This window comes from Tissierella praeacuta (genome assembly GCF_040396155.1).
GTDB lineage: Bacteria > Bacillota > Clostridia > Tissierellales > Tissierellaceae > Tissierella > Tissierella praeacuta_A.
Map to the genome: position 1 here is coordinate 37,922 of NZ_JBEBOY010000003.1, position 22,205 is coordinate 60,126.

Annotated in this window: 26 protein-coding genes and 1 riboswitch; of the genes, 20 read left to right on the forward strand and 6 right to left on the reverse strand. The window is 29.5% G+C overall.

Going from position 1 to position 22,205, the window contains the following annotated elements; translation table 11 throughout:
- Positions 1-27 precede the first annotated feature (27 nt).
- On the reverse strand, positions 28-786 hold the full coding sequence (locus tag ABWP20_RS02305; RefSeq protein WP_353093330.1) for a response regulator transcription factor: 759 nt from the start codon (positions 784-786) through the stop codon (positions 28-30).
- Complete coding sequence (locus ABWP20_RS02310; protein ID WP_353093332.1) at positions 774-2,396, reverse strand: sensor histidine kinase; 1,623 nt, start codon at positions 2,394-2,396, stop codon at positions 774-776. Before ABWP20_RS02310 ends, ABWP20_RS02305 begins: the two co-directional genes overlap by 13 nt.
- A gap of 286 nt (positions 2,397-2,682) precedes the next feature.
- Between ABWP20_RS02310 and ABWP20_RS02315 the strand changes: the two genes are divergently transcribed.
- From ABWP20_RS02315 to ABWP20_RS02370, 12 genes are all read left to right on the forward strand, one after another.
- On the forward strand, positions 2,683-4,467 hold the full coding sequence (locus tag ABWP20_RS02315) for a flavocytochrome c (protein WP_353093334.1): 1,785 nt from the start codon (positions 2,683-2,685) through the stop codon (positions 4,465-4,467).
- Between the two features lie 132 nt (positions 4,468-4,599).
- Positions 4,600-4,785 (forward strand): hypothetical protein, encoded by a 186-nt coding sequence (locus ABWP20_RS02320; RefSeq protein WP_353093336.1) that lies wholly within the window; start codon positions 4,600-4,602, stop codon positions 4,783-4,785.
- Positions 4,786-5,126: 341 nt separating this feature from the next.
- A complete protein-coding gene (locus ABWP20_RS02325) occupies positions 5,127-5,384 on the forward strand; it encodes a glutaredoxin domain-containing protein (RefSeq protein WP_353093337.1) in 258 nt (85 codons plus the stop codon).
- Positions 5,385-5,458: 74 nt separating this feature from the next.
- Positions 5,459-7,114 carry a putative manganese-dependent inorganic diphosphatase gene (locus ABWP20_RS02330; RefSeq protein WP_353093339.1) on the forward strand — a complete coding sequence of 552 codons (1,656 nt, stop codon included), beginning with the start codon at positions 5,459-5,461 and terminating at the stop codon, positions 7,112-7,114.
- 694 nt (positions 7,115-7,808) lie between these two features.
- Entirely contained in the window at positions 7,809-8,300 is a 492-nt protein-coding gene (locus tag ABWP20_RS02335; RefSeq protein ID WP_353093341.1) for a QueT transporter family protein, read from the forward strand.
- Positions 8,301-8,325: 25 nt separating this feature from the next.
- Positions 8,326-8,823: a preQ(1) synthase gene (gene queF, locus ABWP20_RS02340; RefSeq protein ID WP_353093343.1), complete on the forward strand. Its 498-nt coding sequence runs from the start codon at positions 8,326-8,328 to the stop codon at positions 8,821-8,823.
- A gap of 488 nt (positions 8,824-9,311) precedes the next feature.
- Entirely contained in the window at positions 9,312-9,503 is a 192-nt protein-coding gene (locus ABWP20_RS02345; RefSeq protein WP_353093345.1) for a hypothetical protein, read from the forward strand.
- A 73-nt stretch (positions 9,504-9,576) separates the two neighbouring features.
- The gene (locus ABWP20_RS02350) at positions 9,577-9,846 is read left to right on the forward strand and encodes a putative signal transducing protein (protein WP_353093347.1); all 270 of its coding nucleotides are present in this window, start codon (positions 9,577-9,579) and stop codon (positions 9,844-9,846) included.
- Between the two features lie 124 nt (positions 9,847-9,970).
- Positions 9,971-10,894, forward strand: coding sequence for a radical SAM protein (locus tag ABWP20_RS02355; RefSeq protein ID WP_353093349.1), 924 nt, complete (start codon positions 9,971-9,973; stop codon positions 10,892-10,894).
- A 262-nt stretch (positions 10,895-11,156) separates the two neighbouring features.
- A complete protein-coding gene (gene cutA, locus ABWP20_RS02360) occupies positions 11,157-11,489 on the forward strand; it encodes a divalent cation tolerance protein CutA (protein WP_353093350.1) in 333 nt (110 codons plus the stop codon).
- A 172-nt stretch (positions 11,490-11,661) separates the two neighbouring features.
- Complete coding sequence (locus tag ABWP20_RS02365) at positions 11,662-12,579, forward strand: hypothetical protein (protein ID WP_353093352.1); 918 nt, start codon at positions 11,662-11,664, stop codon at positions 12,577-12,579.
- Positions 12,580-12,714: 135 nt separating this feature from the next.
- Positions 12,715-13,224, forward strand: coding sequence for a GNAT family N-acetyltransferase (locus ABWP20_RS02370; RefSeq protein WP_353093354.1), 510 nt, complete (start codon positions 12,715-12,717; stop codon positions 13,222-13,224).
- 59 nt (positions 13,225-13,283) lie between these two features.
- On the opposite strand, the gene ABWP20_RS02375 is transcribed toward ABWP20_RS02370, so the two are convergent.
- The 4 genes from ABWP20_RS02375 to ABWP20_RS02390 form a co-directional block, all read right to left on the reverse strand.
- Positions 13,284-14,087 carry a MetQ/NlpA family ABC transporter substrate-binding protein gene (locus ABWP20_RS02375; RefSeq protein WP_353093356.1) on the reverse strand — a complete coding sequence of 268 codons (804 nt, stop codon included), beginning with the start codon at positions 14,085-14,087 and terminating at the stop codon, positions 13,284-13,286.
- Positions 14,088-14,101: 14 nt separating this feature from the next.
- Positions 14,102-14,743, reverse strand: coding sequence for a methionine ABC transporter permease (locus ABWP20_RS02380; RefSeq protein ID WP_353093358.1), 642 nt, complete (start codon positions 14,741-14,743; stop codon positions 14,102-14,104).
- Positions 14,743-15,747: a methionine ABC transporter ATP-binding protein gene (locus ABWP20_RS02385; RefSeq protein WP_353093360.1), complete on the reverse strand. Its 1,005-nt coding sequence runs from the start codon at positions 15,745-15,747 to the stop codon at positions 14,743-14,745. The genes ABWP20_RS02380 and ABWP20_RS02385 overlap by 1 nt, the downstream gene beginning before the upstream one ends.
- Positions 15,748-15,842: 95 nt before the next feature.
- A riboswitch (SAM riboswitch) is annotated at positions 15,843-15,942 on the reverse strand.
- A gap of 71 nt (positions 15,943-16,013) precedes the next feature.
- A complete protein-coding gene (locus tag ABWP20_RS02390; protein WP_353093362.1) occupies positions 16,014-16,220 on the reverse strand; it encodes a hypothetical protein in 207 nt (68 codons plus the stop codon).
- A 126-nt stretch (positions 16,221-16,346) separates the two neighbouring features.
- Between ABWP20_RS02390 and ABWP20_RS02395 the strand changes: the two genes are divergently transcribed.
- From ABWP20_RS02395 to ABWP20_RS02430, 8 genes are all read left to right on the forward strand, one after another.
- A complete protein-coding gene (locus tag ABWP20_RS02395; RefSeq protein WP_353093364.1) occupies positions 16,347-16,553 on the forward strand; it encodes a hypothetical protein in 207 nt (68 codons plus the stop codon).
- Between the two features lie 15 nt (positions 16,554-16,568).
- On the forward strand, positions 16,569-16,868 hold the full coding sequence (locus tag ABWP20_RS02400) for a spore coat protein (RefSeq protein WP_353093366.1): 300 nt from the start codon (positions 16,569-16,571) through the stop codon (positions 16,866-16,868).
- A 245-nt stretch (positions 16,869-17,113) separates the two neighbouring features.
- Entirely contained in the window at positions 17,114-18,037 is a 924-nt protein-coding gene (pyrB, locus tag ABWP20_RS02405) for an aspartate carbamoyltransferase (protein WP_353093368.1), read from the forward strand.
- Entirely contained in the window at positions 18,037-18,465 is a 429-nt protein-coding gene (locus ABWP20_RS02410; protein ID WP_353093370.1) for an aspartate carbamoyltransferase regulatory subunit, read from the forward strand. Before pyrB ends, ABWP20_RS02410 begins: the two co-directional genes overlap by 1 nt.
- A gap of 1 nt (position 18,466) precedes the next feature.
- On the forward strand, positions 18,467-19,663 hold the full coding sequence (locus ABWP20_RS02415; RefSeq protein WP_353093372.1) for a dihydroorotase: 1,197 nt from the start codon (positions 18,467-18,469) through the stop codon (positions 19,661-19,663).
- Positions 19,664-19,679: 16 nt separating this feature from the next.
- Positions 19,680-20,537, forward strand: a complete 858-nt coding sequence (gene pyrF / locus ABWP20_RS02420; protein WP_353093374.1) for an orotidine-5'-phosphate decarboxylase — start codon at positions 19,680-19,682, stop codon at positions 20,535-20,537.
- A complete protein-coding gene (locus ABWP20_RS02425; RefSeq protein WP_353093375.1) occupies positions 20,527-21,261 on the forward strand; it encodes a dihydroorotate dehydrogenase electron transfer subunit in 735 nt (244 codons plus the stop codon). Before pyrF ends, ABWP20_RS02425 begins: the two co-directional genes overlap by 11 nt.
- Positions 21,254-22,150: a dihydroorotate dehydrogenase gene (locus ABWP20_RS02430; RefSeq protein ID WP_353093377.1), complete on the forward strand. Its 897-nt coding sequence runs from the start codon at positions 21,254-21,256 to the stop codon at positions 22,148-22,150. The genes ABWP20_RS02425 and ABWP20_RS02430 overlap by 8 nt, the downstream gene beginning before the upstream one ends.
- The last annotated feature ends 55 nt before the right edge of the window (positions 22,151-22,205 follow it).

Here is a 22,205-nt window from a genome sequence, read left to right on the forward strand (position 1 = left end):
GATAATAGCTGAATTACTTCTAAGAGCCTAACAGTTAACAGAGTTTTTATATTGATTAGGGGAAAGTCCCATATAATTTTTAAATGCTCTGCTGAAATAATGTTGACTACTATATCCTACCATATTTGCAATATCATTTATGGTATAATCATTATTTTTATCCAATAGAAGCTTTATTGCCATGTTGATTCTCAATTTATTAAGATAATCAGTAAAGCTAATGCCTGTTTTTTGTTTAATTATTCTAGTAAGGTATGATTGACTTATATGAAGTTGCTCAGCTATAAGATTTAGAGTTAAATTATTTTGAGTAAAGTTTTCCTTTATATAGTTAATTGCTTGATTTCCAATACATTTATGGCTTATATTATCAGTATCTATTTCTTTTAATTTGTTTATTTCCCACATTCTTTCACGGTATGAATCCATTGCTTTAATGATAATATTCTTAAAATCCCTATATTGTATAGGTTTGAGCAAATAACTAAATACTCCAAGGTCCAATGCTTTTTGTGCATATTCAAATTGATCATATCCTGATATAATGATTATCTTAGCATTAGGGTCAATTTCTCTAGTTTTCTCTATTACTTCAAGACCATTCATAAAAGGCATATTAATATCCATTAAAATAATTTCAGGTTGGTATATATTAATTAATTGTAAGGCTTCTTCACCATCTTGTGCTGTTCCCACAACAGATAAATCTAAATCATAGGATTCAATTAAATTTTTTAAACCATTACGTATTATTTCCTCATCATCTGCTATGACTATTCTAAACATTGAAATCCCTCACTTATCTTTGGTATTTTTAGAAATACTTTAGTTCCTTTTTCAAATTCACTGTCAATATTAATACTGTAGTTATCTTTAAAAGTAAGCTTTAAACGTTCGTTAATATTATATAATCCATAGTGTTCAGATTCAATGGATTGATAAAGATTTTTTCTGGTTTCATCAAGTTTTTTCTGGTCCATACCTAGTCCGTTATCTATAACTTCAACAAATATATAATCATTTTCAGATAATATATTTATATGAATAAATCCCTTTTGCCTTTTTAACTTTAATCCATGATAAATAGAATTTTCTACTAAAGGTTGTATTATCATTTTAGGAACTAGGTACTGGGAAATTTGCTCATCTAAATCAATGCTATAACTGATTTTATCTTTATAGCGTGTTTCTTGGATTTCCAAATAATTGCGTACATGTTTAATTTCATCATCAATTGTAATAAATTCTTTTCCATCACTTAATGATATTCTAAAGAATACAGATAATGAATTAATCATATCCGCCACATCAAAAGCATTATATTCTAATGCTTTCCACTGTATTGTATCTAATGTATTATATAAAAAATGAGGGTTTATTTGTGATTGTAGTACCCTTAATTCTGCATTTCTCTTCTGAGTTTGTACTTGATATACTTGGTTAATTAATTTTTTTATATCCATAAGCATCTGATTAAAAACCTTGCCTAGAACAGATATTTCATCATTATTTTTAGTTTCATAATAAGAATCTAAATTTCCATTAGACACTTCTAACATATGATTTTTTAGTTTGTGAATTGGTTTAACTATATTTCCTGATACAATAATAGCAAGTAAAATTGCAATTAATAGTAGAATTATTCCTAAAACGACAACTAAATTAATGATATTATTTGTTTGATTATGAATACAGCTATTTTCTACCATAGTACATAAGAGCCAGTCTTCGGTATAGGGAATAGAAGAGAAGAACAAAGTAGCATCTTTATTAGATATGTTTTTTAGACTTATTGTTCCAGAATTTACTTTCTTAGATTTTTTAATTATTTTATCTAATTCTTCTATTGAAATATATTTATTTGTTAAATCATCTTTTGAAATAGAGTATATGTCCATATTCTTATTCATAATCCAAGAAAATCCATTATAAACGTCAATACCATTTGCTATTTCAGAAATTTTTTCTAAATTAACTGCACCATTAATAAACCCTATTTTTTCCTTTTTATCATTCATAATAGGATAACAAATAATAAAAATAGGTGTATTATCAGATTTAGAAATAACTGGTTTAGATATAATATATTCTTTATCTGAGGACATTAAATTGTGGAAATAATCACGATTAAATACGTGAATAGTAATATTGTCATTTATCCATCCATACCCATCAGTACCTCCTATTGCAAAGGTTTCATTTAAGTTTCCATATTGTGTACTCAATACTTTATTTAATCTAGTTAAATAAGGTCTTAGAGATAATAAATTAAACTCCTTAGTGGAGGCATATTCATGAATAATCCTTATTTCACTTATACGCTGATTTAACCAAGAGCCAATTTCATTTGATTTTGAGTCAATTAACTGTAATGTTTGATGTTCAAGTTGTTCCATATTTAGGGTTTTAACCTTCGTGTCCAATACAAATAATAAGGGAGTAAAGGTAAGTACTATACATAAAACGAAAACTGTGATAATTTTTAATCGCAATGACATGTCTTTCACCTTTAAATTTGACTTTTAAACTTAATAATTATTATATAAGATTTTGTCATATTTTTAAACATTGTATTTAAAAGTGCAAAAATAGACATATCAGTGTAAATACGAAAAACAATATCTATGTTAAACTAATAACAACATAAATAATAAATTAACAAAAATTTAGGGGGGACAGAAATTGAAAAAAATTTTAGCATTTTTATTAGTAGCTGTTATGATATTAAGCTTAGTAGGCTGCAATAAAACTGAAAAGGCAAATAATGAAAACACTGCAACATCTATAAAAGATGGTGTATATGAAGGTGTTGGTACAGGTAAAGGTGGAGAAATAAAAGTTGAAGTAACAATTGCAGATGACACTATTACTGCTATAAAAGTAGTAAGCCATAATGAAACACCAGGATTTGATACTGCAATGGAAACATTAACAGAAAGTATTATATCCCAAAATAGTCTTGAAGTAGATGGTGTTTCAGGATGTACATTTACTTCTAATGGATTTTTGGAAGCAGTAAATGCAGCATTAACTTCAGCAGGAGCAACTCCAGAAATGTTGAAAAAGGTAAATGCTGAAGCTTTAAATGAAAATAAAGAAGAAGTCACAGAAATCCATGATGTTGTAGTAATTGGTGCTGGTGGGGCAGGACTTTCTGCTGCTATAGAAGCTAAAGCAGCAGGAGCTGATGTAATAGTTTTAGAAAAGATGCCTATGGCTGGTGGAAATACTTTGATATCAGGTGCTGAATATGCCTGTTCAAATAACTGGTTACAGAAAAAAGAAGGCATTGAAGATAGTGTAGAACTTCATATAGAAGATACCTTAAAAGGTGGAGACAATAAGGGAAATGAAGAATTAGTTAGAGTTTTGGCAGAAAATGCTTTAGCTGGTGCTGAGTGGTTAAGAGATGAAGTTGGAGTTGTTTGGGAAGATGAGTTAATGTTCTTTGGTGGACATTCAGTCAAGAGAAGTTTAGTACCAGCAGGTGCTAGCGGTAGGGAAATAATATCTAAACAATTGGCTAAAGCTGAGAGTATGGGAATTACTGTTCTTTTAAATACTAAGGCAACTGATTTAATTACAGATGACAAAGGAAAAGTTGTTGGAGTAAAAGCAGAAGGTGAAAAAGCAAATTATACTTTTAATACTAATAAAGCAGTAATCATAGCATCAGGAGGATTTGGATCTAATATTGAAATGAGAAAGAAATATAATCCTGATATAGATGAAGCAATTTTATCTACTAATTCAACAGGTAGTACAGGAGACGGTATTACAATGGCTGAAAAAATCGGTGCAGATTTAGTAGGTATGGAATATATTCAAACATATCCAATATGTGACCCACTAACAGGTACATTACTTTATTTTGATGATGCAAGATTATATGGTCATACTGTTATTGTAAATAAAGAAGGTAAAAGATTTGTAGAAGAATTAGGTAGACGTGACGTAATGTCTATGGCTATTAAGGCTCAGACAGGACATGTATGTTATGAACTAATTGACCAAAAAGGATTTGTAGCAAGTAGTTTACAAGAAAATCATGGACCAGAACTTGATTACTTATATAAAAATGATTTATTAGTAAAGGCAGATACTATAAAAGAAGCTGCTGATTTCTTCGGAATTGATGCAGAAGAATTACAAAAAACTGTTGATAAATATAATGGATATGTAGCAGATGGAAAAGATCCAGAATTCAACAAAAGAAGTTTACCTTCAACTATAGAAGTTGGACCATTCTATATTTTAAAAGCTACCCCAGCTGTTCACCATACAATGGGTGGTATAAAAATAAATACAAACGCTCAAGTAATAAATACAGAAGGAAATGTAATAGAAGGTTTATATGCAGCAGGTGAAGTAACTGGAGGAATCCAAGGGGCAAATAGATTAGGAAGTAATGCGCTTGCTGATATTACAGTATTCGGTAGAATTGCTGGACAAAACGCAGCTAAATAAGGTTTAAAGATAAAGATTTAAAGGCTCTTTCAAGTGATTGGAAGAGTCTTTTGTGTTTTGAGAAGGGATTTCCATAAAGATGTAGAATAAGTAATAGTATATACTTATAAAATTAGGTAGGAGGATGATAAAATGCAATTTTTTGGAATTGTTGGATATTATACGATTTGGTTTACTCCGGCTATATTTGTTATCAATTTGATAGGGGCTATAAAAGCTATTAAAGAAGGGAGACAGGTTGAAAAATATACAATTGCATGTTGCATTAGTTTAATGCTAATAGTAATTCCTATGTATATGATGTTAATGTATGCATAGTAGTGAGAATAATATATATTTGAAGTTATAATGCAATATTTATAAGGGAACAATCTACCTTGAATCTTGAAAGATATTAAAAACTATGAAGAATATAAGTGGATACTAATAAAATGGAATAGAGAAAATTATATTAGATTGTAGTCTTTGAAGACAGAAAAATTGTTGAGTATAAAGATTGTGATGAATTTGCAAATAATAAAGAGTCATTGTATGCTAATATATATGTCATAAAATAGTATTATTTGACTTGATTATATAAAGGTGTCTATATATTAGGGTTCAAAAATATAGAGCTATAAGGTATAATAAATTAATAATTCAAATGAGGAGAGATATATATGAAAAAAATAGTTGTATTTGGAAGTAAACATTGTCCAGATTGTGGACCAGCGAAAGAACATCTTTCAAGCCAGAATATTAAGTTTTTATATTTAGATATTTCAGAAGGGATGTTGAATCTAAAAAGATTTTTAAAATATAGGGATAACTATGAAGAATTTAAAGAAATCAAAGCAGCAGGAAACATAGGAATACCTTGCATAGTTATAAATGATGGGGAACAAATTATCTTTGATTATAATGAACTAGAAATATAAAAGATAGATATTATAAATTCATTAATCTTTAGTGATATAATATAAACCAAAGATAAAATATAGTGGAGGAAAATATGAAGGAAACAATATATATAACAGGACATAAAAATCCTGATTCGGATTCAATATGTGCAGCTTTAGCATATGCGGAGTATAAAAACGCTAATGGAGATATTAATGCTATCCCTGTAAGATTGGGAGAGATAAATAGGGAGACACAATTTATTCTAGAATATTTTGGAGTACCTGCTCCTACTTTTTTAGAAACTGTTAGACTAAGTGTTGAAGATTTAGATTTTGATAAAATAGCTCCAGTTAGTCCTGATATATCTTTACGTATGGCTTTAGAATTGATGAAGAGAAATAATTTAAATAGTCTTCCCGTAATAGATAGTAATGAGCAATTAGCAGGAATTGTAACTATATCAGATATAATAGGGTCATATATTGACGTGTGGGATAATGGTATTTTAGGGAAATCAGGTACTTCTATAGACAATATCATAGACACTCTTTCTGCTAAAACTATTATAATACCAGAAGAAGTGAAACCATTTAAGGGAAAAATTTTAGTTTTAGCTATGGAACCTAAATCAGCAGGAGAATATATAGAGGAAAATGATATAGTCATATGTGGTAATAGGAAGGACGCCCAAAAACTTGCGATTAATAGTAATATTTCTTTAATGATTGTAACTGGAAATATTAACGTAGATGAAGAGATTATAAATTTAGGGAAAGAAAAGGGTGTAACAATAATATCCACACCTCATGATACATTTACAACTTCTAGATTAATAACTCAATCTATTCCTATTAGTCATGTTATGACTGAGGATGATTTAGTAGTATTTACTCTTGATGATTTAGTAGACAATGTAAAGGAAAAAATGTCTCAAACAAGATATAGATCATATCCAGTAATAGATGATGATAACAATAATAAAGTAGTTGGTTTAATATCAAGATATCATCTAATAGCTAGTATGAAGAAGAAAATAATTTTAGTTGACCATAATGAAAGAAGTCAATCAGTTGATGGATTAGAGGAATGTGAGATATTAGAGATTATAGACCATCACAGAGTAGCAGATGTATTTACAGGAAACCCAATATATTTTAGAAATGAACCTGTAGGAAGCACATCTACTATAATAGCCTCTATATTATTTGAAAATGGCAGAAGACCTTCAAAGAAAATGGCAGGAATACTTGCAGCAGCTATAATCTCCGATACTTTATTATTTAGATCTCCTACATCAACTAATGTAGATAGAATGATATTGGAAAGATTGGTGAGAATTGCAGATTTAGATGTAGAAAAGTTTGCTATGGATATGTTTAAGGCGGGCACTTCCTTAGTGGGTAAAACACCACAAGAGTTACTTAATCAGGATTTTAAAACATTTACTATAGATGAGGATAAAATAGGAATAGCTCAAGTATATACAATGGATCCAGATAGTCTAAAGGATATGAAATCTGATTTAATATCATTAATGGAAGAAAGAGCAAAGGAAAGAGGATATTCCATATTTATATTAATGCTAACGGATATATTTAATGAAGCGTCTGAAATGGTAGTAGTAGGACATAATAAGGAATTAGTAGCAAAAGCATTTGGAAAGCCACTTGTAAACAATTCATTTTATGCTCAGGGAGTACTTTCAAGAAAGAAACAAGTAGTTCCACCAATTACAAATACATTAACGGATATGAAAGAGTTATAGAATTATATAAAGAATAATAATGGAGCTGTCTCAAAATAAAAATTTGGGGCAGTTTTTTGTATATAGATGAATTTGTCATAGCTAAGTAATAAATTAATTCAATTATGACAAGTTTGATCAAGTTGCTTTAATAAATGAAAACATAGAAGTTGATTTCTATGTTGTATAGTAATTAAAAATAAGATGTGGTGATGGAAATTGATTGTTAGTAAGGAATATTTGATTTAATAATAATATGAATCTTACATATCTATTTAAGATGCATGATAATAAAATTGACATATGTAGATGGGAGTAATGTAGAATTTATAATTAGGGGAAGGAGAAATAAAACGACTTCAAGAAGGTCACTCACTATATTTCAACGGAGAAGATATTGAAAGTATAAAAGAGTAATGGAGATTTCTTTATTAGTTTATGAGAAACATCATTTTGACAAATTTTTAAATTTATTGACGTATTTATCAACAAGTATTATACTATATTAAGAAAAAGCATAACTAAATAAGACAGTTCGAAACCATCCTGTCTATAAATAAAACTAAGGGTCTATGGATAAAAATACTTTGTTTTTATAAGGCACTTTGTGCCTTTTTTTATTATGTAAAATACAATAGTATTTCTTAGTCTATTGTTTATGGCATATAAAGAACTTTTCTTATTTAGAATTTATTAAAATTAAGGAGAGGGAAAGATGAATATTAAACCATCAGCAATAGGTAAAGAAACTATTACTAAAAAAATAGCTATATCAGGAGTTACGGTAGGGATTTATGTTATATTAATGTATTTAACTCAAGGATTTGCCTTTGGACAATATCAGATAAGAATAGCAACATCATTTTATTGTTTAAGTGGTATTTATCCATTTTTAATACTTCCATTGGCAGTAGGAAATATGATAAGCAATATATTCATGGGAGGGCTAGGAATTTTTGATATATTAGGAGGATTTATAGTAGGACTTGTTACTGCAGGGATAGTTGCTTTAATTAAAGGTTTTAAATTAAATGATTGGTTTATAGTTATTCCAATAATTTTTGGACCAGGATTAATAGTTCCGATATGGCTTTCGGTTATATTAAATATACCTTATAAAATATTGGCAGCTAGTTTATGTATTGGACAAATCATTCCAGGAATAGTTGGAGTTATTCTTTTTAAACAATTAAAAAACAGAATATAAGCTTAAGAGAAAGGAAGATACAAACATGGTTGGAAGAAAAGAAGGGGAATTAGAGGGAGTAACATTATTAGGAAATCAAGGAACTAAATATAGTTATAATTATGATCCATCTGTTCTAGAAACATTTGAGAACAAGCACAAAGAAAATGATTACTTTGTAAAATTTAATTGTCCAGAATTTACAAGTCTTTGCCCTAAAACAGGACAACCTGACTTTGCATCTCTATATATATCCTATGTTCCAGAAAGTTTAATGGTAGAAAGTAAGTCCTTGAAACTTTATCTATTTAGTTTTAGAAATCATGGAGACTTTCATGAAGACTGTATGAATATAATAATGAAAGATTTAATAAGGCTTTTAGATCCAAAGTATATTGAAGTATGGGGAAAGTTTACTCCAAGAGGTGGAATTTCCATTGACCCATATTGCAATTATGGTAAGGAAGGAACAAAATGGAAAGGTGTAGCTGAAAAGAGATTATTTTATCATGATATGAACCCGGAAAATATCGATAATAGGTAAATTAATTATTAAAGATAACAGGAAAATCCTAAGCTGTTATCAATAGATTAAATAGTTTAGAATATATTTAATTAAAGGTTGATATAGAAAATGTCAATGATTAATATGTGGAGTATCTGATTTTGGTTAAATTTAACTAAAATCAGATACTTTTTTATGATCTATAGAAAAACCTCATATTTAGTGTATATTTCTATATTTTGGGTATATTTTAGAATTATAGGAATGCTTTCGGAAACTATAATATATGATATTTTATTGTTTAAGGATTTACTTAGTTAAGATTTTAAAATATTTAATTAAATCATATGAAAATCAGAAGATTGCTGTAGTCCTTTATATCACGTATTATTTAAAATAACATAGAATATTTTGGGAAAAGAAGGAATCTGAAAAACAATATAGAATAGTTATAGAAAGTGGTGGATATTTTAGATTTTATTATATCTTAGTTAAGGAGGATATTATGTCTAATAGACTTTTTTCTTTTGAGAAAGATTCAGCCAGATTATTCAATTCCAGCTGAGAAACCTGGATGGGTCACTTATACATCTGGACCTAATATAATACTTGGTATTTTAGTTGGAGCAGATGTTCTAATTATACTAATTTTAATTTGGAAGATTACTTGCCAAATTCTGCTGATAGTTCTTCAAGCCTTTGAAGCATATGCTAGTTAGTAACATTTCATACTATAACACTGATAATATAAAGCAGTTTGCTTAAGTCAATAATTATTAGGAGGGAGAAATTATGTTTAAGAGGAAAAAAGCTAAAAAGAATAACAAATCAAATGAAATTGACTTAATTCTTTTAAGAACCACTAGCAATAATTTTGAACTAGAGATAATTAAAAGTATATTAGATGATAATAATATTCCATATATTTTAAAGGATCAAGGCATTGGCGGATATATGAGAATAATTAGTGGAGATTCATCACCCTATAGAACAGATATATTAGTCGAAAAATCTACTTATAATCAAGCAAAAGAAATTTTAGAACAAATTACATTTGAATAAAATAGGTAAGGGAAAAAATAGTAGAAGTTGCCAAAGCTTTAGGCATTAAAAAACTATTTTAAAATCCAAAAGTTTAAATAAATATTAAAGTATAAAAACTGTCAAAAGAAGTAGGAGAAAAGAAATGCTTAATGAAATATATAAAGAATATGGAGAATATTTTTATGTTCCAATGACTCAAGGATATAGTATAGCCGTTCCTGTTAGTGTTGGTTGCAGTTGGAATAAATGTTTGTACTGTGATTTAAATCAAGGAAATAAATATAGATTTTTAGGTTTAGAAGAAATAGATAGAAGATTAAAAATGCTTAAATCTCATTATTCAAATAGACGGAGTCCAGTTAAGAAAGTGGTAATGGCAGGAGGGAATCCTTTCTGTTTAGATACCAACATATTAATAGAGATAATTAAATTAATAAAGTATTATTTTCCCGATGTAAAAAATATTAGTAGCTTTGCAAGAGCTGATGATATATTAAGAAAAAGTAAAGATGAATTAATTCAGCTTGAAAAATTAGGTATGGGGGAATTATCTATTGGAATAGAATCAGGCAATGATGAGATTTTAGCATTTCATAATAAGGGAATTACAAGAAATGATAATTTTTTAGCATTAACTAGATTAGAAGAATGTAATATAAGTTATTCCACATATATTATGTTAGGATTAGGAGGAAGGAAATTAAGCAAAGAAAATGCCATAGATACAGCTGAGTTTTTATCTAATTTTAATCCAGATGTAGTAATTGTAGTTACCTTAGTATTATTTAAAAATGCAAAACTGATTGAAAAGATTAAAAACAAAGAATTTATTCGATTAAGACCTTTGGAATCCTTGAAAGAAGAGAGACTTTTAATAGAAAATTTAAATTTAAAAAATACAATATTTAATGGAACTCATAAGACAAATGCATTGATATTAAAAGGTAAATTACCACAGCAAAAGGATATATTGTTAAATAAAATTGATGATGCCTTAGGAAATTATAATAGTAAGGATATTAAAAACAAAGAGATCTCTAAATGGAGAAGATGGTCTGTTGAATAGAAGTGAAATATTTATAGTTATAGATATATAATTATAATAAGGTGAGTAGATGGAGTATATTGAAATTGATAATGTACAATCACTCCTAAGAAATGGGTGGATAACAGTTTTTGAATATAGTTAGTTTTGACAATTGATCTAAAATTATTTATATAGAAGATAGTTTTAATATTTCAATCATGATATTATATTAATGGTAAAATTGTAATTAAATAACAATTACACCATTAATATAAAACTATATAAAAGGAGTAAATAAATTATGGAAATTAAAGAAGTAAAGATTGAAATATATATTCCAGAAGAATATATACTAGAATTAAGAGATGAGCTTAATAAAATAAATGCTGGTAGAGTAGGAGATTATGACAATTGTATGTCTATAACAAATGTAAGAGGATATTGGCGACCATTAGAAGGGGCTAATCCTTATAATGGACAAGTAGGAGAAATCTGTGAAGGTGAAGAATGTAAAGTTGAAGTAAGATGCAAGAAAGAATATGTAAAAAATGCAATTGAAGCCATTAGAAAGATTCATCCATATGAAGAGCCATTATTTAATATAATTCCAATTATGAATAGTTTATTTGAGTAATATTAAGTATATATTTTCTTGCTTTAATATTGAAATGGTCCTACAGACATATTCATTTGAACATGTAATTATGAAGATAAACATATAGATCTCATTTAGATTATTATATAATTTGGTTATTTTATGATCTATAAAATCATAAGGATAAAATATAAAAATAGGGGGACATACTATGCAAAAATTATCCAAGGAAGCTTTTAATGAAATAAAAGCCTACATGAATGCAGGAATTAGACCATTGGAAAAGGCTATATTTAATTATTATTTTAATGATTCAAATGGTGAAGACATATTGGACATGCTAGAAGAATTTCAAAATCCAGATGGTGGATTTGGTAAGGGAATAGAGCCTGATTTTAAATTAGTAGATTCATCCCCTATGGCAACATCAATTGGATTAAGGTATTTAAATATATTGAGTAATAGTGATAGAGCACAGAGAATGATAGGTAAGGCTATTGAATATCTGGAGTTAGCCTTTGATAGGGAAAGAAAGGGTTGGTATAGCGTTCCTAATATTGTTAATGATTATCCTCATGCACCATGGTGGGATTATAGAGATGATATAGGAATGACTGTTATTGATTATTCATGGGGAAATCCTACAGCTGAACTAATAGGATATCTTTATAAATATAGAAAATACCTTACTAAATTGGATATATTTTCATTGATTAATTATGCAATAGATAATTTAAATAAACGTAGGGAATTTAATTCTGAACATGAAATATTTTGTTATATAAGGATGTATAATAACTTAAGTGACGAATTTTCTACTCAGATAGAAGATACTTTAAAGATAGCCATATCTCAATTAATCAATGTTAATGAAGATGAATGGACAGAATATGTTCCAATGCCATTAAAGTTTATAGAGTTTGATTCTGATAATTTTTTTGGAATTGATATTGAATTTATAAATAAAAACTTAGACTATGTAATAGCCAATCTTGAGGAAAATAAAAAAATACTGCCGACATGGGAATGGAATGATTATTTAGATGAATGGGAGATTGCTAAGACTGAATGGACAGGAAATTTAACCCTGAAAGCTCTATTATCTTTGAAGAAATTCAATAGGTTATAGTAAATATTCCCAATGAAGAATTTTATGAAATTTGGTAATAAGAATCGGAAAGATAAATTAAGACAAATTGAGTATTATTTACTATTATGAATTATCTTTATGAAGATTTTATAAATTAGAATTGAGGTGGAAAATATGCAAAGAGCTGAAACCAAAATACCTGATTTTGAGATTCGATTTGCAGAGAAAAAGGACTCAGAACTGATTGTAAAGTATATTCGTGATTTAGCTTCTTATGAAGATGAATTAGACCAAGTTACTGCAACACCAGAATCATTAGAGAAGTATATGTTTGACCAACATGGAGCAGAAGCACTTATTGGTGAATATAGAGGAGAGCCTATAGGGTTTGCATTTTTTCATAATAGTTTCTCCACCTTTTTAGGTAAACCAGGTATTGCCTTAGTAGATTTGTACATAGAGCCTAAGATGAGAGGCAATGGTTTTGGGAAAGCAATACTTTCGTATTTAGCATATGTTGCTAAAAATAGAGAGTGCCATCGTTTAGAGTGGTGGTGCCATGATTGGAATGCAATAGCAATTGAGAGATATATTAATTGGGGAGCAAATGTTGTAAAGGATATTAAAGTCTATCGTATGGATGAAAAAACCCTTAATGATTTTTCAAAGGAATATGCTAAGTAAATTTTGTGACCTTAACATAAATTAATAAACAGAGGCAAGTTTCCTTGCCTCTGTTTTTACTAAAATGCTGGAACTACAGCTCCATCATAATTTTCTTCTATATATTTCTTAATCTTTTCAGATTGCAATGCTTTTAATAACTTAACAAATCTATCTTGAGTTTCCTCTCCAGATCTTACTGCTATAATATTAGCATAAGGTGATTCTTCACCTTCAATTAAAAGTCCGTCTTTTACTGGATTAAGTCCTCCTTCAAGGGCATAGTTACCATTGATTATTGCAGCATCAATACCACTTAAAGCCTTTGGTAGAAAAGCAGCTTCAAGAGCCTCAAATTTAATGTTTTTAGGGTTATCCACTATGTCAGTTTTCTCATTAGCTTCATATCCAACTCCATCTTTTAGTTTCAATAATCCATTAGCTTCTAGTAAAAGTAAGGCTCTGCCGCCATTTACTGTGTCATTTGGTATAGCTATTACAGCACCGTCTGGTATTTCTTCTACAGTTTTATATTTATATGAATATAAAGCCATTGGTTCTATATGAACCTTTCCTAAAGAGACTAAATCTAGTTTTTCTTTTTCATTAAAATCATTTAAATATGGCTCGTGTTGGAAGAAGTTAGCATCTATATCTCCATTATTAAGAGATAGGTTAGGAGTTACATAATCTGTGAATTCAATTATTTCAACTTCGACTCCCTCTTTTTTCAAATCATCTACTACTAAAGCAACTAATGGTGCATGTGGATCTGATGATACGCCTATTTTAATCTTATTAGATTCTGAAGATTTTTTACTGCAGCCTGCTAATACTGATAATGATAATACGACAATTAGTACAATCGATAATAATTTTTTCAATTTAATTCCCCCATTTATTTTTTATTTATTTTTAAAGAAATATAATTACCTAAAAATTGAACTCCTTGAACTAAAGCTATGATAACTATAAGGGCTCCAATCATTACATCTGTTTGAAACTTATATAGTCCAAAACGAATAGCTAGATTACCTAGTCCACCGCCTCCTATGGCACCAGCCATTGCTGAATATCCGATTAAATTTATTATGGTTAAGGTTACTCCAGAGACTATTGAAGGAAGTGATTCTGGAATAAGAACTTTTTTAATAATTTGTGGAACTGTAGCTCCCATAGCAAGGCTAGATTCAATTACACCCTTATCAATTTCCTTTAAACTTCCTTCCATAACTCTAGCTACAAAAGGAGCAGCTGCTATGGACAATGGTACTATAGTTGCTGTTGTACCTATTTGTGTACCTACTATGAATTCTGAAATTGGAAAGACTAAAATCATTAGAATAATAAATGGTAAAGACCTTAGTATATTGATGACACTTCCTAAAATTTTATTAAATAAAGGTTTTTCCCATATGTTGCCTTTTTCTGTAATTACCAATAAGATTCCCAGAGGAAATCCTATTAATAAAGAGAATAATGTTGAGATAGCTACCATGTATATAGTTTCAAATAAAGAAGGTATAATTAATTCAGCCATTATATCACCTCCACATAGACATCTTCACTTTTTAAAAATGAAAGAGCCTGATTTACTTCTTCATTTTCACCAATTAATTCTAATATTAGATGGCCAACACTTGTTGATTGCAATTTGTTAATATTTCCAGACAATATGTTTACATCAATATTAAATTTTCTGATAATTTTAGATACAATTGGTTTTTTTGCACTATCTCCTAAAAAGCTTAATCTAATGAGTTTTCCTTTAAAATCATTTGGATTTATGATTTCCTCTTCTATATTTCCTTGTAATGAATTAATAAAGGTTTGTGCAATTTTTGTCTTAGGTTCCCTAAATAGATTTTCTACAGTATTTTCTTCTACAACTTGCCCATTTGCCATAATAGCTACCCTATCGCATATTTCCTTTACTACTTCCATTTGATGAGTTATCATAACTATGGTTATATCCATTTCATCCCTAATTTTTTTCAATAATTCCAATATGGATTTTGTAGTTTTGGGATCTAATGCTGAGGTACCCTCATCACTGAGAAGTATTTTAGGATTGTTTGCAATAGCTCTGGCTATGGCTACCCTTTGTTTTTGCCCTCCGCTTAGTTGACTAGGATAACTATCTTTCTTATCTACCAAATCCACATATTCTAAAAGTTTATTAACTTTATTGTGGATTTCCTTAGAAGACATATTATCTAAACGCAAAGGAAAGGCAATATTTTCATAAACAGTTTTTTGAGATAATAGGTTAAAATGTTGAAATATCATTCCTATTTCTTTTCTTTCTTTTCTTAGACTTTCTTTATCAAGACTTGTTAAATCTACACCATCTATAAATATTTTTCCTTCTGTCGGCTCTTCAAGTCTGTTTAGACATCTAATTAAAGTAGATTTTCCGGCACCACTTAATCCAATAATTCCAAAGATTTCTCCTTTATTTATACTTAGACTTACATTTTCTACTGCTGTAAAATTTTCTTTATCAACGGTAAAGACCTTAGATAAATTATGGATTTTAATCATTTAATACATTCACCCCTTAAATTCTTAAAACAAAAACCTCTTTTAAAAGAGGTTCAAATAAAAAACCTCTTTAGAAGAAAGAGGTTTAAGTTCCTCTCTCATCTCCCGGTATAAATACCGTTGGATTTAGCACCTTGTAATAATACAGGTTGCCGGGCTTCATAGGGCCATTCCCTCCGCCTCTCTCGATAAGAGTTTTATATTCAGTTAATTTTAAAATCTATTATAATGGTTTTTTTTCCCTTTGTCAACTATAACTTATATTTTTATAATTCGTCAAACCATGCTGAATCATCAGAATTCACAAAAAAAGATTGTGGATATAAAAATATATCACTAAATAGACCTATATAAGCATCTGGTCTTCTAGCATTTGAATCGTCATAATTTATGAAATCTGTGTTTTGGAGATTTTCACTTTGATAGTATATATTGAATTCTGAATTATTTTTTATATTAGGAATTTTTTTCATTTTGTACACCTCCTGAACTTAGTTTTTCCTATCTGTTTAATTATATTTAAGAATCTTTTGGCAGAATAAAAAAATCCTTTTAACAAATAATAAAAGAGTAATAAAAAAACTGAAAGGAGTGTATTTATGGCACTTAAAAATACTGTAAATTTAAATAATGTAACTCAACAAGAACTCAACTGTGTAAAAGAAATAGCAGGTGGACATTTAACTATGAGTACAAAATTTGGAGATTATGCAAATCAAGTTCAAGACCCACAATTAAAACAAATGCTTCAACAAGCAAGTACAGACGCAAAAACTACTGCGACTAATTTAATTAATTCATTATAGGAGGAGGTAAAGTAAATGATGCAAGAAAGAGATATAGTAAACGATATTTTAGCAGGAACTAAAGCTAGTATAAACAGTTATACAACAGCTATAATGGAATGTTCGAATCAACAATTAAGAACAACTTTACAGACATTAAGAAATGAAGCAGAACAAATGCAATATCAACTATACCAAATGGCTGAGCAAAAAGGATACTATACTGCAGCACCAGCGGCTAATCAAAATGATATAAATCAAATAAAAACGACTTTAACATCAGCAGTAAATAGTACAACTACAGCAAGTAACAATCAAAACCAACAGATGCAATAAATAACAAAAACGGTGTTCTTCACCGTTTTTGTTATTTATTTTTAATATTTATTATAAAAAAATTATAGACATTATATTTATAATGTGGTATCCTATTATAAATATAAATACCTTTAATCTAATCCCGTGAGGTTAGGAAGGAGAGCGTAGATAAATATTTGCAGTATACTTATGCCTTCCTGTTGGGAAGGCATTTTTCGAGCGCTAATCCTTTAAAGGTCTACATGACTAAAGGAGGTTTTAAAATGTTAAAAGGAAGACATTTAATTGATCCACAGGATTTTACAGTGGAGGAACTAGAGGAAATATTCCAATTGGCAGAAGAAATTGTTAAAAGCCCAGGGGATTTCACTCATCTATGTGAAGGAAAGCTATTGGGAACTTTATTTTTCGAACCTAGTACTAGAACTAGACTGAGTTTTGAATCAGCAATGCTTAGACTAGGAGGCCAGGTAGTAGGATTCTCAGAGCCAGGTTCAAGTTCCGTAACTAAAGGAGAAAATTTGGCTGATACAATAAGAACAGTTGCAGCATATACAGATATTATTGCTATGCGTCATCCTAAAGAAGGTGCACCAAAATATGGTTCGCAGTTTTCTAGTATTCCTTTAATTAATGCAGGTGATGGTGGTCATCAGCATCCAACTCAAACACTTACAGACCTTTTGACTATTAGAATTGCAAAAGGCAGCTTTTCAAATTTGACCATAGGATTATGTGGCGACTTAAAATTTGGTCGTACAGTCCATTCTTTAATAAAGGCAATGTCAAGATATATAAATATTAGATTTATACTTATATCCCCTAATGAATTAAAAGTACCTGAATATATTAAAACTGAAATCTTAGATAAGAAAGCTATTGATTATATAGAAGTGGAAAGACTAGAAGAAGTTATAGATAAACTAGATATACTATATATGACTAGAGTACAAAAAGAACGTTTCTTCAACGAGGCAGACTATATAAGATTAAAAGACAGTTATATTTTAGATAACGAGAAATTAAAATTTGCTAAGTCAGATTTAACTATTCTTCATCCACTTCCAAGAGTAAACGAAATAAGTATGGAAGTTGATAATGACTCTAGAGCTTGGTATTTTAGGCAGGCTAAATACGGTATGTTTGTTAGAATGGCATTAATCGCAAAATTATTGGGGGTGAAATAATGTTAAATATCAATAGTATTACAAAAGGCATTGTAATAGATCATATTAAACCAGGATATGGATTTTTTATATTTAAACATTTAAAACTAGATGAGGCTGATTTCACTGTGGCTCTTATAATGAATGCTACCAGTAAAAAGCATGGATGTAAAGATATGATTAAGATTGAAAATGTCATAGATATAGATTTAACAATGTTAGGATTTATAGATCCTAATATTACAGTAAATATTATTGAGAGTGAACGAATTACAGAAAAAATCACTTTATCATTGCCAGATAAAATAGAGGGGATTATTGAATGTAAAAATCCAAGGTGTATAACCTCAAATGAAAGGGGAATAGTTCATAAGTTTGTATTAATAGATGAGAATAAAGGAAGATACAAATGTGAATATTGTGACCAAATATATTCTTGGGAGGGATAAAATGGATATTCTTATAAAAGGAGCAAGAATAGTAGATGAGTCCAAGGATTTCTTCGGAGATTTATATATTAAAGATGGAAGAATAGAGAATTTTGGAACAAATTTAAATTATAATTGTAAAAAAATAGATGGAGAAGGCTTAGTTCTTATGCCTTCCTTCATCGATTTACATGTTCATTTTAGAGAGCCAGGATTTACTTATAAAGAAGATTTATTGACTGGAGGATTAGCAGCATTAAAAGGGGGATATACATTAGTCAATTTAATGGGAAATACTAATCCAGTTTGTTCCTCCATGGAGATAGTAGAGTATGTGTTAAATAGAGCTAAAGAATTGGACTTAGTAGATGTTCATCAAACAGTTTCCATTACAAAAGACTTCGATGGACATACCCTTGAGCATTTAGATACATTGGATAATAGAGTAAAATTTATATCTGATGATGGTAAGGGAATAAAATCAAATATAGTTATGTATAATGCTATGGTGAAGGCTAAAGAAAGAAAATTGACTATAATGACCCATGCAGAAGATGATGATTTAACTCCAATTAACTATAGAATTTCAGAAAATATTATTACAATTAGGGATATTTATTTATCAAAGGTAACAGGAGCAAGACTTCATTTATGTCATGTAAGTACAATGGAAGCCATAGAAGAAATAAGAAGGGCTAAATCTGATGGGGTAAATGTAACCTGTGAAGTAACACCCCATCATATATCTCTTTGGGATAATAGTTTTAAAGTCAATCCTCCCATAAGAACAAAACTTGATGTGGAGGCAATTATTCAAGGAATAATAGCTGGCACCGTAGATACCATATCTACAGATCATGCGCCGCATAGTAAAGAAGATAAAGAAAAGGGAGCTCCAGGACTATCAGGTATAGAAACAGCTTTTTCCGTTTCTTATACTACCTTAGTTAAGTCTGATAGAATAGATTTAATGAAACTATCTAAAATCATGTCAGCAAATCCAGGCAGAATAATTGGAGTAAGAAAAGGTAAAATAGAAAAAGGATATGATGGAGATATGGTCTTATTGGATTTAAATAAGGAGGTCATAATAGATGGAGATAAATTTATATCTAAGGGAAAGAATACTCCATTTAATGGAATGAAATTTTATGGAGAAGTAGTTATAACATTTAAGAATGGAGATATTAAATATATAAATGAGGATTTTTTAATATAAGTTAGGGGGCGAATACGTGATAATTGATAGATTATATGATGAGGTGGAGAAAAAAGGTAATGTATGTGTCGGACTAGACACTCATTTAGATTATATACCTGAAAAAATGAAGAAAAGATATAAAGATATAGATGAAGTTATTTTTAGATTTAACAAGAGAATAATTGATTGTACAGAGGATTTAACTGCAATTTATAAATTGCAGATTGCATATTATGAAGCTTATGGAATTCGTGGATTATTTGCTTATATAAAAACCTTAAAATATCTAAAGAGTATCAATGCCTTATCCATAGGAGATGTAAAACGTGGAGATATTGCATCTACAGCAGATATGTATGCTAAGGCACATTTTGAAGGGGATTTTGAAACTGATTTTATCACCATTAATCCGTATATGGGATTTGATAGTATTACTCCATATTTTAAATATTTAGATAAGGGAAATAAAGGATTATTTGTTCTTCTTAGAACATCTAATTCAGGTTCAAAGGATATAGAATATCTAAATGTAGAGGGCAAGAGCCTTTATTACCATGTAGGGGACAAACTAGAAGAAATGGGCAAAAAATATATTGGAAAATCTGGATATAGTTTAATAGGAGCTGTAGTAGGTGGTACTCATACTGATGAAGCTATGGAAATTAGGGAAAGATATAAGGATATGTATTTTTTAATACCTGGATATGGAGCTCAAGGAGCTAAGGGAAAAGATGTGAGTCTTTATCTAAATGAAGGAAATGGGGGAATTGTTAATTCATCAAGGGGAATAATTACAGCATATATGAAGCATGAAGATGGAATTAAAGAATTTGAGAAATATACTAGAGAAGCTGTACTTTCCATGAGGGAGGATATAGGCTGTGAAAGATAGTTATAAGGACGGGATAATTTATTCAAATACTGAAATAAGTCCAAATATATATGAAATAGTATTAGAAGGAGATTTTAACGGAGTACCGGGACAATTTTATATGGTAAGAGGGTGGAATGGATTGGATCCATTTTTACCTAGACCAATAAGTATTGCTGATATAGAAAGCAGGAGAATTAAGTTTTTATATGAAGTGAGGGGAAGAGGGACACATATAATATCAAAGTTAAGAAAAGGAGATAGATTAAGTATATTAGGACCCTTAGGTAATGGATTTAATTTAAAAACCCAAGGGAAAATTGCTTTGATATCTGGAGGTGCAGGCATTGCACCAATGTTATATTTGGCAAAAAATATTTCAGGAGAAATCCATATTTACAGTGGGTTTAGGAATAATGCTTATTTTTTAGACCAAATAAAGCCTCATGTAAATAATGTATTTGTAGCTACGGAAGATGGTTCTGTTGGTCATAAGGGATTTGTAACTGAATTGTTTGAGCCGAGTAAATATGATTTAGTATTTACCTGTGGACCAATTCTTATGATGGAAGTAGTGATAAAGATGTGTAAGGATAAAGTGCCAGTATATGTTTCAATGGAAAATCGTATGGCATGTGGTATAGGTGCTTGCCTTGGATGTACTATAGAGACTATATGGGGAATGGAAAGAGTTTGTAAGGAAGGACCAGTATTTAAAGGTGAGGAGGTAATTTTCCATGACTAAAGTAAATATATGTGGAGTGGAATTAAAAAATCCAGTTATAGCTGCCTCAGGAACCTTTGGATTTGGTAGAGAATTTGAAGAATATCTTTCTATAGAAAGATTAGGAGGAATATCTACTAAGGGACTTACTTTAAATAAAAAAGATGGAAATAAAGGAATACGGATATATGAAACTTCATCGGGACTTATGAATAGTATAGGTTTGCAAAACCCTGGAGTAAAAGGATTTATTGAGGATGAATTACCGTTTTTAGAGAAAAAGGATATGGTAATATTAGCTAATCTAGGAGGAAGCACTTTAGATGATTATTTAAAGGGTATAGAATTGTTAAATGACACTTCAGCTCATTTTATTGAGCTGAATATTTCGTGTCCCAATGTAAAAGAAGGTGGTATGGCCTTTGGCATAAAATGTGATACTGCATCCCAGATAGTAAAGGAAGCTAAAAAGGTATCTAAAAAACCAATGATTGTAAAGCTATCTCCAAATGCAGAGAATATAAAGGATATGGCATATACATGTGTAGAAGCTGGGGCTGATGGACTTTCTTTGGTAAATACATTTAATGCTTTAGCAATAGACATTTATAAGAGAAAGCCTGTATTTAATAATATAACTGCTGGCTTGTCAGGACCTTGTATAAAACCAATAGCTCTAAGAATGGTATATGAAGTAAATCAAGTTGTAGATGTACCTATAATAGGCATAGGTGGAATAGCAACAGCAGAGGATGCTATAGAATTTATTATGGCTGGAGCTATGGCTGTCCAAGTAGGAAGTGCTAATTTTATTAAACCAAATATCTCTGTGGATATTATTAGAGGTATAGAAAATTTTATGAATAAAGAAGGTATTAAATCACTGGAAGAAATAAGAGGAATAATTTAAGACAATTAACAAAGAACGATTAAGACATTGATTTATTAATTGGTTTTATGGTTTT

What these genes read in the sequence shown, in the direction of transcription:
- cutA (WP_353093350.1), top strand. Translation starts at nt 11,157, where the DNA reads ATGGAAATTAAAGAAGTAAAGATTGAAATATATATTCCAGAAGAATAT.
- ABWP20_RS02320 (WP_353093336.1), top strand. Translation starts at nt 4,600, where the DNA reads ATGCAATTTTTTGGAATTGTTGGATATTATACGATTTGGTTTACTCCG.
- ABWP20_RS02410 (WP_353093370.1), top strand. Translation starts at nt 18,037, where the DNA reads ATGTTAAATATCAATAGTATTACAAAAGGCATTGTAATAGATCATATT.
- pyrB (WP_353093368.1), top strand. Translation starts at nt 17,114, where the DNA reads ATGTTAAAAGGAAGACATTTAATTGATCCACAGGATTTTACAGTGGAG.
- ABWP20_RS02330 (WP_353093339.1), top strand. Translation starts at nt 5,459, where the DNA reads ATGAAGGAAACAATATATATAACAGGACATAAAAATCCTGATTCGGAT.
- ABWP20_RS02430 (WP_353093377.1), top strand. Translation starts at nt 21,254, where the DNA reads ATGACTAAAGTAAATATATGTGGAGTGGAATTAAAAAATCCAGTTATA.
- queF (WP_353093343.1), top strand. Translation starts at nt 8,326, where the DNA reads ATGGTTGGAAGAAAAGAAGGGGAATTAGAGGGAGTAACATTATTAGGA.
- ABWP20_RS02350 (WP_353093347.1), top strand. Translation starts at nt 9,577, where the DNA reads ATGTTTAAGAGGAAAAAAGCTAAAAAGAATAACAAATCAAATGAAATT.
- ABWP20_RS02380 (WP_353093358.1), bottom strand. Translation starts at nt 14,743, where the DNA reads ATGGCTGAATTAATTATACCTTCTTTATTTGAAACTATATACATGGTA.
- ABWP20_RS02365 (WP_353093352.1), top strand. Translation starts at nt 11,662, where the DNA reads ATGCAAAAATTATCCAAGGAAGCTTTTAATGAAATAAAAGCCTACATG.
- ABWP20_RS02395 (WP_353093364.1), top strand. Translation starts at nt 16,347, where the DNA reads ATGGCACTTAAAAATACTGTAAATTTAAATAATGTAACTCAACAAGAA.
- ABWP20_RS02355 (WP_353093349.1), top strand. Translation starts at nt 9,971, where the DNA reads ATGCTTAATGAAATATATAAAGAATATGGAGAATATTTTTATGTTCCA.
- ABWP20_RS02400 (WP_353093366.1), top strand. Translation starts at nt 16,569, where the DNA reads ATGATGCAAGAAAGAGATATAGTAAACGATATTTTAGCAGGAACTAAA.
- ABWP20_RS02335 (WP_353093341.1), top strand. Translation starts at nt 7,809, where the DNA reads ATGAATATTAAACCATCAGCAATAGGTAAAGAAACTATTACTAAAAAA.
- ABWP20_RS02310 (WP_353093332.1), bottom strand. Translation starts at nt 2,396, where the DNA reads ATGGAACAACTTGAACATCAAACATTACAGTTAATTGACTCAAAATCA.
- ABWP20_RS02325 (WP_353093337.1), top strand. Translation starts at nt 5,127, where the DNA reads ATGAAAAAAATAGTTGTATTTGGAAGTAAACATTGTCCAGATTGTGGA.
- ABWP20_RS02415 (WP_353093372.1), top strand. Translation starts at nt 18,467, where the DNA reads ATGGATATTCTTATAAAAGGAGCAAGAATAGTAGATGAGTCCAAGGAT.
- ABWP20_RS02390 (WP_353093362.1), bottom strand. Translation starts at nt 16,220, where the DNA reads ATGAAAAAAATTCCTAATATAAAAAATAATTCAGAATTCAATATATAC.
- ABWP20_RS02305 (WP_353093330.1), bottom strand. Translation starts at nt 786, where the DNA reads ATGTTTAGAATAGTCATAGCAGATGATGAGGAAATAATACGTAATGGT.
- ABWP20_RS02385 (WP_353093360.1), bottom strand. Translation starts at nt 15,747, where the DNA reads ATGATTAAAATCCATAATTTATCTAAGGTCTTTACCGTTGATAAAGAA.
- ABWP20_RS02370 (WP_353093354.1), top strand. Translation starts at nt 12,715, where the DNA reads ATGCAAAGAGCTGAAACCAAAATACCTGATTTTGAGATTCGATTTGCA.